The organism is Pseudomonas monteilii NBRC 103158 = DSM 14164, assembly GCF_000730605.1.
Taxonomy (GTDB): domain Bacteria; phylum Pseudomonadota; class Gammaproteobacteria; order Pseudomonadales; family Pseudomonadaceae; genus Aquipseudomonas; species Aquipseudomonas monteilii.
In genome coordinates, this window is the sequence record NZ_BBIS01000021.1 from 41,570 (window position 1) to 54,695 (window position 13,126).

Genomic DNA, 13,126 nt, shown 5'->3' on the forward strand with positions numbered 1-13,126 from the left:
TCGGTATCAGGCCCTGCGTTCGTGCATCCGCGCCAACTGCCGCTCCAGCATCGACGGGTAAGGCTCCATCAAGCGCTCCACGCAGCAGGCACCCTCAGGGCTGGCAATCGGGCGAATACGCGCACGCTGGCGAATCAGCGCGTCATCGCTGATTTGCCGCTCCACCAGCAACAGGTTGCGGCTGTGCTGCGACAGCGCCAGGGCATCCTGGGCCTTTTCGGCCATGAGCAGGTCCACCATCTCCAGCCCTTGCAGGTCGTTGCCCAGAGCCAGGCCCAGCTGTAGCTGCAGTGTGATGCCGCTGTCGGCCACTTCAATCTGCAGGGCGTGGCCCAGGGCGCGCAACAGCTCGCCGCAGCAGATGGCATTGGTCAGGTAGTCTTCGCCGCACTCGCGGCTGTGGAACAGCACCAGGGTGCTGCCATCGTTCAGCGTGTGGGTTTCACCGTCGTAGAGCGAAGCCGCGTGCTCCAGGCAATCGCGGTAGCGTTCGGTCAGCTCGGTGAGGCGTGTGCGTGGCAAGCGGCGCAACTGCTCCTGCGAGCCCAGTTGCACGGCAAGGACGGCGCTGTACTGCGGTTCGTCAGACTCCACCACTGCAGCGGCCTTGGGCGCACTGTCGTCGTCCAGCAGGCCGGCGAAGGCATCGTCGTCATCCTCGTCTTCCACCGCGGCAACCTTGGCGCGTGGCGCGGCCTTGGGGGCCGGTGAAGCCTCGTGCAGGTCGTCGTATTGCGCATCGTCCTCTTCCTCCAGCTCGGGCTCTGGCGGTGGCGGTGGGGCCAGGCGCGCATGCAGCTGGCGGGCGATATCGCCGATCTCGTCCTGACGGTCGGTGGCCGGGGTGTAGGGTTGCGGGTCGCGTAGCCATACCCGCAACTGCAGCAGCGGCAGGGTAATGAAACGGCCCTGGCGCAGGCTCAGGGTCAAGGCGAGCACCAGCAGGATAGCGGCAAGGATGCCCATGCTCTGCAGGCTGATCAGCATCGGCTGCTGGAACTGGCTCATGTCCAGGCTTATGCGCAGTTGCCCGGCAGTGACGTCCTGGAAGGTGATCTTGGTCTGGTACAAGCCCTCGGCCTCACCCAGCAGGCTGTTGCGCGGGCGCTGGCCGGCTTCGGCGAGGATACGGTTGTCCACACTGTAGATCGCCGCATGGGCCACCAGCGGGTTTTTCACCAGATTACCCAGCAGCACGTTGAGGCTGAGGATGTCGTTTGACACCAGCAGCTCGGTTGCCGACGTGGCCGTCTGGGTGGTCAGGCTCTGGCCCAAGGCATCGGCCTGCTCATGCATGGCCTGCTTGAACTGCAGGCCCATGACGCAGGCGTAGATCACCAGCGCCAGCGCCACCAGGAAGATGTTGGTGCAGGCGATGCGCAGTGCCAGCGGCACGCGACGTTGACTCAGGGCACGATAGATCATCAGGAAGAAGTTGTCTGGTTTGACGGGCGTGGGCCGGTTCACTGAGCTCGGCTCTTAATGGCATGAAAGTGGGGGGAGTATAGCGACCCGGGTTTTGTCGGCAAAGTATCGTTGGCGCCCGATGGTCACGGAAAATCGGTAGAATGCGCATTTTTCATCGAAGTCGGAGCCAGGTTGTGCGCGAAATCGTCCTGATCAACATCACCGGTGAGGACCGTCCCGGTCTCACTGCGGCTATCACCGGCGTCCTGCTGCAGGGCGGTGTGAGCATCCTCGACATCGGCCTGGCGGTCATGCACGGCACCTTGTCGTTCGGCATTCTGGTCGATATCCCGGACAACGAAGTGGCTACCGCGCTGCTGCAAAGCGTGCAGGCCAAGGCTCACGAGCTGAATTTGCAGGCCCGCTACACGCCGATTTCCGAGGCAGACTACCAGCACTGGGCCGACGGCCAGGGTGAAGCGCGCCACATCGTGACCCTGCTCAGCCGCAAGATCACCCCAGAGCAATTGCAGCGTGTGAGTGCGGTGATCAGCGAGTACGGCCTGACCATCGAGCGCATCGAACGCCTGTCGGCCCGGGTAGCGCTGGACGCCGAAACCGAAAAGGGCAAGGCGGCCATCGAGATTTCCGTGCGTGGCGTGCCGAGTGACGCCCAGGCCCTGCGGGCTGACTTCTTCGCCCTGGCTGAAGCGCTGAGCGTCGACATCGCCTTCCAGAAGGACGACCTGTTCCGTCGCAACCGCCGTCTGGCGGTGTTCGACATGGACTCCACGCTGATCGAGGCCGAAGTCATCGATGAGTTGGCCAAGGCGGCCGGCGTGGGTGAGCAGGTGGCGGCCATCACCGAGCGTGCCATGCGCGGCGAGCTGGACTTCCGCGCCAGTTTCAAGGAGCGCATGGCGCTGCTCAAGGGCCTGGATGTGGGCGTGCTGGACGAAATCGGGGCTTCGCTGCGCCTGACCGAGGGCGCCGAAAACCTGTTCGCAGAACTCAAGCGCCTGGGTTACAAGACTGCGATCCTGTCGGGTGGCTTTACCTACTTTGCCCGCCAGGTGCAGGCGCGTCTGGGTATCGACTACGTATTCGCGAACGAACTGGAAGTGGTCGACGGCAAGGTGACCGGCGTGGCGGTCGAGCCGATCGTCGATGCCCAGCGTAAGGCCGAGCTGTTGCAGAAGCTGGCCAGTGAAGAAGGTTTGCAGCTGGAGCAGACCATTGCCGTGGGTGACGGTGCCAACGACCTGCCAATGCTGTCGTTGGCCGGGTTGGGCGTGGCGTTCCGCGCCAAGCCCCTGGTGCGCCAGTCGGCCAAGCAGGCCATCTCCACCTTGGGGCTGGATGGTGTGCTGTACCTGCTGGGCCTGCGCGACCGCGACGCCCGCGGTTGACCTGGGAGTCTGGGGCTGCAAAGCCCCAATAAAAAGGCCCTGCTCATGCAGGGCCTTTTTCATGCGGCTTGAGTCAAGCCTGTGCAGGCTCTGCCAACAGTTGCCCCATGCGCACTGCGGAACCAGCGCCCAGGTTTTCAGCCCATTTCACCTGCTCTGGTCCGAACAGCACGATGGCGGTCGAGCCCAGCTTGAAGCGGCCCAGCTCGGCACCTTTCTCCAGGTGGATCGGCGCACGACTGGCTTCGTCGTAACGGAAAGTCTTCAGTTCACGCTTGGGTGGCGTTACCAGCCCGGCCCACACGGTCTCGATCGAGGCCACGATCATTGCACCCACCAACACCACGGCCATCGGCCCGCGTTCGGTGTCGAACAGGCAGACCACGCGCTCGTTGCGGGCGAACAGCTCGGGAACGTTCTCTGCGGTGGTCTGGTTGACCGAGAACAGACGGCCCGGCACGTAGACCATTTCGCGCAGGGTGCCGGCCAGCGGCATGTGCACGCGGTGGTAATCCTTGGGCGACAGGTAGATGGTGGCGAACTCGCCGCCCATGAACGGCGCGGCCATGGCCGGATCACCGCCCAGCAGCTCTTGCGCGCTGAAGCCGTGGCCCTTGGCCTGGAAGATGCGGCCATGCTCGATCGGGCCGAGCTGGCTGACAGCACCGTCGGCCGGGCACAGGATGGCACCTGGTGTTTCGTCCAGCGGGCGCGCACCCGGTTTCAGGGCGCGGGTGAAGAACGCATTGAAGTGCTCGTAGGCGCTCAAGTCCTCGACCAGGGCTTCGGACATGTTGACCTGGTAGCGCTTGGCGAACCAGGCGGTGAAGGCGTTCTTGAACCAGCGCGCGCGGCACTCGGCAACGCAGCCGGCCAACCGCGACAGCAGGTGGTGCGGCAGCAGGTACTGGCTGATGATGAACAGACGGGATTTCATGCAGGTTCCTTAAACGTCTACAGGCGTGTCCGGGTGGTTGCCCCATTCGCTCCACGAGCCGGCATAGGCCTTGACGCGTGGGTAGCCGAGGGCCTTGGCCACCAGATAAGTGAAACCGGAGCGGCGATGGGTCTGGCAGTGGGTGATCACTTCCTTGTCAGGGGTGATGCCCAGGTGCTCGAGGACTTCTTTGATGTCCTTGCGAATGCGCAGGTGGTCGTTGAGATCCATGCCGGCGGTCCACTCGAAGTTGATCGCACCGGGGATATGGCCACCCTTGGCTGCCAGCACTTTCTCGCCGTTGAATTCCTGCGGGCCGCGCGCGTCCCAGATGACCAGGTCATCGGCGCCCAGGCGGCTTTGCAGGTACTCGCGGGTGGCGGTGGGCGCGTTGTCGATACGCAGGTGCACCGGAGTGTTGCCGTTGGCGGGCACTTTGGTGGTCAGCTTGTCTGCTGGCCAGGCCTGGATGCCGCCATTGAGGTAGTGGTAATGCTTATGGCCGATCACGTCGAGCAGCCAGATGAAACGCCCGGCCCAGCCGCCGCCTTCATCGTCATACACCACATACACGGCGTCGTTGCGGTGGCCGAGTTCGCTGAACAGTTTTTCCAGGTCACCCAGCGCAGGCAGCAGGCCGGGCGCAGGAGGCTGGCCAAGCTGGGTACGCTTGCCTTCGACAAAGCGTGCGCCGGGGATATGCCCGCTGACATAGCGGTTGGCGCTGCTCAGGTCGACCAGGATCAGCTGGGGCGAATCCAGGCGTGGCAGCAGGTCCGCGGCTTCGATCACCAGGGGCAGGCCGGAAAAGTCAGTCATCCACGGTCTCCAGTGTGGAAAGAGGGGCGATTGTAGCGCAAGGCTCAGCCCTTGCGGTTGGCAAACACCGACAGCGCCCGCTCGGTACATTGCGCGGTCTTGCCGAAGGCCTGCACGCTGATGTCGGCCAAAGGCCGGCAGCCTTGGTCGGCCACCATCAGCATCAGCACCTGGTCGTTCACCGCCAGCGAGCGTAGCAGCACATGCTCGCTGCGGAACAGTGCACGCAGGGGCGCGGGTAACAGTGCCGAGAACTGGGTGTGGTTTTCCGGGGTGATGCGCAATTGCCCTGCCTGGGCCAGCAGCTTTTGCAGCAGTTTGTTCTGCGACACTTGTAGGGCCATGGCGCCAGCCTCCTTGGGCAGGCCGGCAAGTTGCTGCACGCGCAGGTAGTCGCTGGCTTTGTCCAGGCTCAGCAGCAGGATGCGTTGCATGCCGCAGGCCTGCAGGGCTTCGAGGGCCTGGGTGGCCAAGTGTACGGTGTTGGTGAACGGGCTAGGCTGGGCCAGCAGGTGCTGGCACAGCTTGCGCCAGCGTGCCAGGTCGTCGCTGCTGGGCGGCGGCGGGGCGAGCATATCCGGGTGCGGGCGGCGCTGGTGCCAGGGCCAGATCAACGCCTCTGCCGGGTGGAACAACGCGTGCCGGGCGTGGCGGCGGGCACTGGCGGCGGCCTGTTGGTGCACTTGCTGCTGCACATCTTCCAGCGAGGTTTGCAGGTACAGCGCAGTCAGCAGCTGCCAGCGCAGCAGGTGCGGGTTGTCCCAGCCAACTTGTGCTGCCAGGGCCAGGTTGTTGGCCAGCAGCACGGTGTTGGCCGGTTGGTTGAACCAGCGGCGCAGGCCGGGCTCGGCGTCCAGGCGGTGTTGCTGGCTGAGCAGGTCTTCGTCGCGGGCGATACTCAGCACCTGAGCCAGTTGCTCGCGCTCTTCCAGCAGCAGGCGGTAACCCTGGGTTACCCACTGCGGCAGGCGCCAGTACTCGGCCATGGTCTGGCACAGCGCCAGGATCCGTACGCCAAACAGTTCTTCCTCGACATGGGCGGCGTCTTCGCCCTTGTGGATAACCCGTAGCTCCCAGGTGTCGAGCAGTTTGGGGTAGGCCAACGCCAGCGGCCAGAGTGGCGACAGGAACAGCAGGCTGCCCCAGTGAATCTCCTGCCACAGCCGTGCCAGGCGGCTGGCGAACAGGCCGCTGGCCTGTTGCGAGGCGTGCTGGCTGATCAGCTGGAACTGGCTGAGTACGGGTGGGATTTCTTCGACGGGCACCGAGGGCAGGCGCTTGAGCAGTTGCTCACTGCGCTCCAGGCCCAGGCGATTAAGGGCGACTTCCAGGCTTTCGGCAGGCTCTGCCTGGCTGGCATTGGTGGGGTGATTGGCTTCGCGCATCACCGACAGCACCAGTGCCGGGCTATCCTGCATCAGTTCGGCGATATCGCGCAGCGAGCGGCGGCTATCGTGGATGGCAGCCATGACCCGGTCGTAGCTGTGCTTCGGCACGGGGATGCGAACACTCTCTAGCAGCTTTACCCAGGCCTCTAGCGTACGTGGGGCCTGAGCGGGCACCTTGGTTTCAATTGGCATTTTGACATCAGTCCGAACTGGCTTTTCGCATTGAGTGGCTATAGTCTGGCGCAGTTCTGCCGATAAGTAGAAGAAGAGTTTTAAAGCTCCCGTCTCTTCCCCTGACCACGACAGCAAGTGCTTTGAACCTATGGCTAAAATTATCGGCATCATCGTCGTATTCGCGAGCGTGCTCGGCGGGTACGTGCTCTCCCACGGCAAGATCGCGGCGCTGATCCAGCCGTTCGAAGTACTGATCATTGGCGGTGCGGCCTTTGGTGCATTCCTGCAGGCCAACCCTGGCCACATGACCATGCACGTCATCAAGAAGTCGATGAAGATGTTCGGCTCGCGCTTCACCCACGCCTACTACCTGGAGGTGCTGGGCCTGGTGTACGAAATCCTCAACAAGAGCCGTCGCGAAGGCATGATGGCCATCGAGGCCGACATCGAGGACGCAGCAGCCAGCCCGATTTTCGCCAAGTACCCGACGGTGCTGGCCGACGAGCGCATGACCGCGTTCGTCTGCGACTACCTGCGCATCATGTCCACCGGCAACATGGCCCCGCACGAGCTGGAAGGCCTGTTCGACATGGAGCTGCTGAGCATGAAGGAAGAGCTGGAGCACCCGTCCCATGCGGTGACCGGTATCGCCGACGGCATGCCTGGCTTCGGTATCGTCGCGGCAGTACTGGGGATCGTGGTGACCATGGCCTCGCTGGGCGAGGGTGACCAGGCGGCTATCGGCATGCACGTAGGTGCGGCACTGGTCGGTACCTTCTTCGGTATTCTGGCGGCGTACGGCTTCTTTGGCCCGTTGGCCAAGTGCCTGGAGCACGATGCCAAGGAAGAGCTGAACCTTTACGAATCGATCAAGGCTTCGCTGGTTGCCTCTGCCTCGGGCATGCCACCTTCGCTGGCGGTCGAGTTCGGGCGCAAGGTGCTGTACCCCAAGCACCGCCCAAGCTTCTCCGAGCTGGAACAAGCGGTTCGCGGTCGCTGAGTCATGGAGAACAATCAGCCCATCATCGTCAAGCGCGTCAAGCGCTTTGGCGGCGGCCACCACGGTGGTGCCTGGAAAATCGCTTTTGCCGACTTTGCTACGGCAATGATGGCGTTCTTCCTTGTGCTGTGGTTGATGTCCACGGCCACGCCGGAGCAGAAGATCGCCATCGCCGGCTACTTCAAGGACCCGATCGGCTTTTCGGAAAGCGGCACGCCTTATGTCATCGACCTGGGTGGTTCGCCTGAGCTGGCACCGGAAAAAACCATCAATCCGGAAGCCAAATCCGAGCCGATGCCCGAAACCACGACCCAGCTGAACAAAGACCAGGTCGAGACCATGGCCGAGCAGGTCGAGCGTGAGCGTCTGGAGTTGCTGCTGCAAGAGCTGCAGAACAAGGTGGAAGAGAACCCGCAACTGCAGAAGTTCAAGGACCAGATCCTGTTTGAGATCACCCAGGATGGCCTGCGCATCCAGATCATGGATGCCGAGAACCGGCCGATGTTCGACATCGGCAGCGCGCGCCTGCAGCCGTACTTCGAAGATATCCTGCTGGCCATGGCCGACACCATCAAGACGGTGCCGAACAAGATCAGCATCAGCGGCCACACCGATGCCAAGCCGTATGCCGGCACTGGCGAATTCGGCAACTGGGAGCTGTCGGCCAACCGTGCCAATGCCGCACGCCGTGCGCTGGTGGCCGGTGGTTACCCGGACGGGCAGGTGGCGCGGGTGGTGGGCTACGCTTCGTCGTCGCTGTTCGACCGCAAGGACCCGTTCAACCCGGTCAACCGCCGCATCGACATCATCGTGCTGACCAAGAAGGCACAGCGCAATATCGAGGGTGAGCAGGGTGCGCCGGAAGCGCCGGCTGCCGAGCCTGCGCCACCGGCCAGCGGTGCTGCGCCAGGGGCTGCGGCGCCGGCTGCACCAGGGGCAACTGAACAAGCGCCAATGCAGCCGCGTGAGCTGCGCCAAAAGCTGAACATCTTTGAAGATGGCACGCTGAAGATGGATGAGGCCAAAGAGCAGTAAGCCTGCTCGGCCCTTGTAGGCGCGGCGCAAGGCCGCGCCTGCAACTCAATGGCTGTCTTGTGACAGGCTGGCGATGATCGAGCGGTAGCTGTTCATGCGCTGCGGCTTGATGCGCCCTTCGTCCAGTGCCTTGAGCAGCGCACAGCCCGGTTCGCGGTCATGTTTGCAGTCGCGGAAGCGGCAGGTGCCGAACAGGTCGCGGAACTCGATGAAGCCATCTTCCACATCGTCGCGGCTGACATGGCCAAGGCCGAATTCGCGGATGCCCGGCGAGTCGATCAGGTCGCCGCCGTTAGGGAAGTGGTACAGCCGTGCCGTGGTAGTGGTGTGGGTGCCCTGGCCAGACCATTCCGACAGGTCGCCGACACGGGTGTCGGCGTCTGGGAGCAGGCTGTTGACCAGCGACGACTTGCCCACGCCCGACTGGCCGACGAATACGCTGATGTGGCCGTCGAGCTGCTGTTGCAGGCGCTGCATGCCATCACCGTGGTGTGCCGATACCTCCAGCAGTGGGTAGCCCAGTTCGCGGTAAACCTCCAGCAACGCATGCAGGCCAGGGCCGTTCTCGTCGTTGATCAGGTCGGCCTTGTTCAGCAGCAGTAGCGGGCGCAGCCCCGCGTGCTCGGCAGCGACCAGGTAGCGGTCAATCAGGTTCGGGTGGGGCTCCGGGGCCGGGGCGAACACGATCACGATCAGGTCGACGTTGGCTGCCACAGGCTTCAGCTGCCCGTGATTGTTCGGCCGGCACAGCTCGGTGCTGCGCGGCATCTGCGCCACGATCACGCCAATGCCCTGGTTGCCCGCACGCCATACCACGCGGTCACCGGTGACCAGTGCTGGCAGGTTGGCGCGCAGGTGGCAGCGGAACACCTGGCCTGCGGATTCGCCGTCCTGGGCTTCCACCTCTACCTGCACACCGAAGTGCGCGATCACCAGGCCCAGTTGCTCAGGCCCCAGATCGCCGCCTTCCAGTTCCTGCAGCACGTGCTGCTCGCGTTTGGCGGCGCGAGCGGCGCGCTCGCCCTGGATTTTTTCGATCCGCCAGTTCTGGCGGCGATTGAGCTGGCGTTTGGCCATGAAAGTACCGTGAGAGAGGCCCGGCGAGGGGCATTGAAAACGGCAGGCAGTTTAGCACGCCAGGCGTTGGACTTTTCCGCTTACCTTTGTGCAGTGAATGGGCGTGCCTTGGCCACTAGGCTACTATGACGGCCTATACGAGGAGCCCCTACATGCAAAACCCACAGAACCTGATCTGGATCGACCTGGAAATGACCGGCCTGGATCCGGACAGCGACGTCATCATCGAGATGGCGACCATCGTCACCGACAGTGAGCTGAACACCCTGGCCGAAGGGCCGGTGATCGCTATCCATCACAGTGACGAAGTGCTGGCGCGCATGGACGAATGGAACACTCGCACCCACGGTGCTTCGGGCCTGACCCAGCGCGTGCGCGAGAGCAAGGTCAGCATGGCTGAAGCCGAGGCGCAGACCATCGCCTTCCTCGAACAGTGGGTGCCCAAGGGCAAGTCGCCCATCTGCGGCAACAGCATCTGCCAGGACCGCCGCTTCCTCTATCGCCACATGCGCAACCTGGAAAACTACTTCCACTACCGCAACCTGGATGTCTCCACCCTGAAGGAGCTGGCCGCGCGCTGGGCGCCGAATGTGCGTGACAGCTTCAAGAAGGGCAACACCCACCTCGCGCTCGACGACATTCGCGAGTCGATCGCCGAGCTGCGCCACTACCGCGAGCACTTCATCAAGGTGTGAGCTGAAACGGCGCAGATATTGTATCTGCGCCCCCTTTTGGTGCTTCGAGCAACTGGTTAGACTGCGCGCCTTTCTCGCACGGACACGCACCATGTTGTTGATGCTCTACCTCATCGCCATCACTGCCGAAGCCATGACTGGCGCGCTGTCTGCCGGGCGCCGCGGCATGGACTGGTTCGGCGTGGTGCTGATCGCCTGCGTCACCGCCCTGGGTGGCGGCTCGGTGCGCGACGTGCTGCTCGGGCATTACCCGCTGACCTGGGTGAAACACCCGGAATACCTGGTGCTGACCAGCTTCGCGGCGCTGCTGACCATCTTCATTGCGCCGATGATGCGCCGCCTGCGCTCGCTGTTTCTGGTGCTCGATGCACTGGGGCTGGTGGCCTTTACCCTGATTGGCTGCATGACCGCGCTGGAGATGGGGCAGGGCATGCTGGTGGCGTCGATAAGCGGGGTGATCACCGGGGTGTTTGGCGGCATCTTGCGGGATATCTTCTGTAACGACATTCCGCTGGTGTTCCGGCGCGAGCTCTATGCCAGCGTGTCGTTCGCGGCGGCCTGGTTCTACCTGGGGTGTGTGTATTTCAAGGTGCCGGCAGAGCAGGCGATGCTGCTGACGTTGTTTGGCGGGTTCCTGGTGCGCTTGCTGGCGATTCGTTTCCACTGGGAAATGCCCAAGTTTCACTATAACGACCAGCAGTGAATTCGTGGGCCGCACAGCGGCCCCAGCTATTGAATGCCGTGCTGGGCCAGCGCCCACTCCACATGCTCGCGCACCAGCTCCGATTCATCGTCACGCCGTGCTTTCAGCGCCTCGATCACTGGAATGGTGGATGGCGCATTGCCCAACCCTACCGCCAGGTTGCGCAAGAACCGCTCATACCCCGCCCGCCGCAACGGCCCGCCCTCGGTCTTGCGCAGGAAGGTGCGCTCATCCCACAGGAACATTTCCGCCAGCTCGGCATTTTCCAGCCCATGCCGTGGCTGGAAGTCCTGCTCCTGGCTGTGTTTGGCAAAGCGGTTCCATGGGCAGACGATCTGGCAATCGTCGCAACCGAACACCCGGTTGCCCATCTTCGCGCGCAGCTCGACAGGGATCGCGCCCCTCAGTTCGATGGTCAGGTATGAAATGCAGCGCCGCGCATCCAGCACATAGGGCCCGACGAAGGCCTGGGTCGGGCAGATGTCCAGGCAGGCCTGGCAGCGGCCGCAGTGTTCGCTGGTGGTGGCTTCGTCCACCGGTATTGGCAGGTCGACAAACAGCTCGGCGAGGAAGAAGTAGCTGCCTGCCTTGCGGTTGAGCAGCAGGGTATTCTTGCCGATCCAGCCCAGGCCGGCCTGTTCGGCCAGGGCCTTTTCCAGCACCGGGGCGCTGTCGACGAAAGCGCGGTAACCGAACGGGCCGATGGCCTCCTGGATGCGGTCGGCCAGGAACTGCACGCGCTTGCGCACCAGTTTGTGATAGTCCCGGCCCAGCGCATAGCGCGAGATGTAGGCTTTTTCAGGCTGTGCCAGGCGCTGTGCCATCTGTGTGTCGCCGGACAGGTAGTCCATGCGCAGCGACACCACGCGCACGGTACCGGGGATCAGCTGATCGGGGTGCGAGCGCTTGCTGCCATGTGCGCCCAGGTACTCCATCTCGCCCTGGTAGCCAGCATCGAGCCAGCGTTGCAGGTGATGTTCGTGTTCGCCAAGGTCGACCCCGGCGATGCCAACGTGGGCAAAACCGAGTTCTTGGCCCCAAATCTTGATCGATTGGGCCAGTTGGGCGAGGTCAGGCGTACAGACGGACATGGATGGGCAAGGCAATACGGGTTCAGGTGCGTATAATTCTGCCAGACATTGGAGCCTTTGACCCCATGCCGCAGACCAAACACCCCAGCCATGCCCCTCAACTGCTCAGCAGCGTGACCGTCGCGCACCTGCCGGCCCGGCATGCGCATGCCCATAAAGGCGACTTTGGCCATGTCCTGGTGGTCGGCGGTGACCTTGGCACCGGCGGCGCCGTGCTGCTCAGCGCCGAAGCCGCGCTGCGGTGCGGTGCCGGGCTGGTCAGCGTGGCAACCCGGCCCGAACATGTCTCGGCCAGCCTGGCGCGTTTGCCCGAGGTAATGTGCCTGGGCGTCAGTTCGGCCAATCAGTTGATGGGTGTGCTGGAGCGAGCCTCGGTGCTGGTGGTCGGCCCGGGGTTGGGGCAGGCGGCATGGGGCCGCAGCTTGCTGTCGGCGGTGGCCAATGCCGAGCGGCCGCAGGTGTGGGACGCCGATGCCCTGAATTTGCTGGCACGTACCCCACTGGCCCTGCCCAGTGGCAGCATCCTCACCCCGCACCCGGGCGAGGCGGCGCGGTTGCTGGGCATTTCCACCGAGGCGGTGCAGGCCGACCGCCCGGGTGCTGCGCGCAAGCTGGCGCGACGGTATAACAGCGTCTGCGTGCTGAAAGGGGCCGGTACCCTGGTGGCCGACCCTGCCGGGCAGTTGATGCTGTGCGAGCGTGGCCATCCGGCCATGGCCGGTGCCGGCTTTGGCGATGTGCTGACCGGTGTGCTGTCGGCGTTGCTGGCCCAGGGCCTGGACGCCTGGCAGGCCGCCGGGCTGGGGGTGTGGCTGCACGCCTGTGCGGGCGAGCGGCTGGGTATAAAAGGTAGAGGCCTGGCGGCCAGTGATCTGGCGCCGGTCATTCGAACGTTGTTGGAGGAGCATTCTGCGTGTCTGGCATAACCCTGTTTCTGGCCGATGAAGACGCCACGGTCAAATTTGGCGCAGCACTGGCCGAGGTGACCGGCGGTCGCGGTGTGATCTTTCTTGAAGGCGACCTGGGCGCTGGCAAGACTACGCTTTCCCGAGGGCTGATCCGCGGCCTGGGCCATACGGGGGCAGTGAAAAGCCCGACCTTCACCGTGGTCGAACCCTACGAGATCGGTGAGGTCCGAGCATTCCACTTCGACCTGTATCGCCTGGTCGATCCGGAGGAACTGGAGTTCATGGGGATTCGTGACTATTTCGAGGGCGACCCGCTGTGCCTGTTCGAGTGGCCACAAAAGGGTGCGGGCGTTTTGCCAAAGCCTGACCTGACCATTACCATAAGCCCCCAAGCGGGCGGACGCTCGCTGATCCTTTCGCCGCAGGGGGCTCGCGGCGAGGCCTGGTGCGTGGCACTGGCCAAACACTATAAACAGTAAGTGG

The 13,126-nt window shown here is 63.7% G+C and carries 13 protein-coding genes; 7 read left to right on the forward strand and 6 right to left on the reverse strand.

Annotated elements, in window-relative coordinates; genetic code table 11:
• Positions 1 to 6: 6 nt before the first annotated feature.
• The gene (locus PM2_RS12295) at positions 7 to 1,467 is read right to left on the reverse strand and encodes an AhpA/YtjB family protein (RefSeq protein ID WP_028698486.1); all 1,461 of its coding nucleotides are present in this window, start codon (positions 1,465 to 1,467) and stop codon (positions 7 to 9) included.
• A 134-nt stretch (positions 1,468 to 1,601) separates the two neighbouring features.
• Between PM2_RS12295 and serB the strand changes: the two genes are divergently transcribed.
• Positions 1,602 to 2,816, forward strand: a complete 1,215-nt coding sequence (serB, locus tag PM2_RS12300) for a phosphoserine phosphatase SerB (protein WP_016712333.1) — start codon at positions 1,602 to 1,604, stop codon at positions 2,814 to 2,816.
• A 73-nt stretch (positions 2,817 to 2,889) separates the two neighbouring features.
• Here serB and asd read toward each other — a convergent pair whose 3' ends face one another.
• From asd to PM2_RS12315, 3 genes are read right to left on the reverse strand one after another with little or no spacing between them, the layout of a single operon-like run.
• Positions 2,890 to 3,753 carry an archaetidylserine decarboxylase gene (gene asd, locus PM2_RS12305; protein ID WP_016712332.1) on the reverse strand — a complete coding sequence of 288 codons (864 nt, stop codon included), beginning with the start codon at positions 3,751 to 3,753 and terminating at the stop codon, positions 2,890 to 2,892.
• 9 nt (positions 3,754 to 3,762) lie between these two features.
• Positions 3,763 to 4,572, reverse strand: coding sequence for a rhodanese-like domain-containing protein (locus tag PM2_RS12310; RefSeq protein WP_028698487.1), 810 nt, complete (start codon positions 4,570 to 4,572; stop codon positions 3,763 to 3,765).
• Between the two features lie 44 nt (positions 4,573 to 4,616).
• On the reverse strand, positions 4,617 to 6,152 hold the full coding sequence (locus tag PM2_RS12315; RefSeq protein WP_016712330.1) for an HDOD domain-containing protein: 1,536 nt from the start codon (positions 6,150 to 6,152) through the stop codon (positions 4,617 to 4,619).
• A gap of 130 nt (positions 6,153 to 6,282) precedes the next feature.
• On the opposite strand from PM2_RS12315, the gene motA reads away from it, so the two are divergent.
• Together motA and motB are read left to right on the forward strand one after the other, a co-directional pair.
• Positions 6,283 to 7,134 carry a flagellar motor stator protein MotA gene (motA, locus tag PM2_RS12320; RefSeq protein ID WP_016712329.1) on the forward strand — a complete coding sequence of 284 codons (852 nt, stop codon included), beginning with the start codon at positions 6,283 to 6,285 and terminating at the stop codon, positions 7,132 to 7,134.
• A 3-nt stretch (positions 7,135 to 7,137) separates the two neighbouring features.
• Positions 7,138 to 8,169 (forward strand): flagellar motor protein MotB, encoded by a 1,032-nt coding sequence (gene motB, locus PM2_RS12325; protein ID WP_016712328.1) that lies wholly within the window; start codon positions 7,138 to 7,140, stop codon positions 8,167 to 8,169.
• Positions 8,170 to 8,214: 45 nt separating this feature from the next.
• Here motB and rsgA read toward each other — a convergent pair whose 3' ends face one another.
• Positions 8,215 to 9,246: a small ribosomal subunit biogenesis GTPase RsgA gene (gene rsgA / locus PM2_RS12330; RefSeq protein ID WP_016712327.1), complete on the reverse strand. Its 1,032-nt coding sequence runs from the start codon at positions 9,244 to 9,246 to the stop codon at positions 8,215 to 8,217.
• A 152-nt stretch (positions 9,247 to 9,398) separates the two neighbouring features.
• Between rsgA and orn the strand changes: the two genes are divergently transcribed.
• Together orn and PM2_RS12340 are read left to right on the forward strand one after the other, a co-directional pair.
• Positions 9,399 to 9,941, forward strand: a complete 543-nt coding sequence (gene orn, locus PM2_RS12335) for an oligoribonuclease (protein ID WP_016712326.1) — start codon at positions 9,399 to 9,401, stop codon at positions 9,939 to 9,941.
• Between the two features lie 91 nt (positions 9,942 to 10,032).
• Positions 10,033 to 10,644, forward strand: coding sequence for a trimeric intracellular cation channel family protein (locus PM2_RS12340; RefSeq protein ID WP_003249516.1), 612 nt, complete (start codon positions 10,033 to 10,035; stop codon positions 10,642 to 10,644).
• A gap of 26 nt (positions 10,645 to 10,670) precedes the next feature.
• On the opposite strand, the gene queG is transcribed toward PM2_RS12340, so the two are convergent.
• Positions 10,671 to 11,735: a tRNA epoxyqueuosine(34) reductase QueG gene (queG, locus tag PM2_RS12345; protein ID WP_028698488.1), complete on the reverse strand. Its 1,065-nt coding sequence runs from the start codon at positions 11,733 to 11,735 to the stop codon at positions 10,671 to 10,673.
• Between the two features lie 65 nt (positions 11,736 to 11,800).
• Between queG and PM2_RS12350 the strand changes: the two genes are divergently transcribed.
• The gene (locus tag PM2_RS12350; protein WP_028698489.1) at positions 11,801 to 12,661 is read left to right on the forward strand and encodes an NAD(P)H-hydrate dehydratase; all 861 of its coding nucleotides are present in this window, start codon (positions 11,801 to 11,803) and stop codon (positions 12,659 to 12,661) included.
• Positions 12,649 to 13,122 (forward strand): tRNA (adenosine(37)-N6)-threonylcarbamoyltransferase complex ATPase subunit type 1 TsaE, encoded by a 474-nt coding sequence (gene tsaE, locus PM2_RS12355; RefSeq protein WP_016712323.1) that lies wholly within the window; start codon positions 12,649 to 12,651, stop codon positions 13,120 to 13,122. The genes PM2_RS12350 and tsaE overlap by 13 nt, the downstream gene beginning before the upstream one ends.
• Positions 13,123 to 13,126 lie beyond the last annotated feature (4 nt).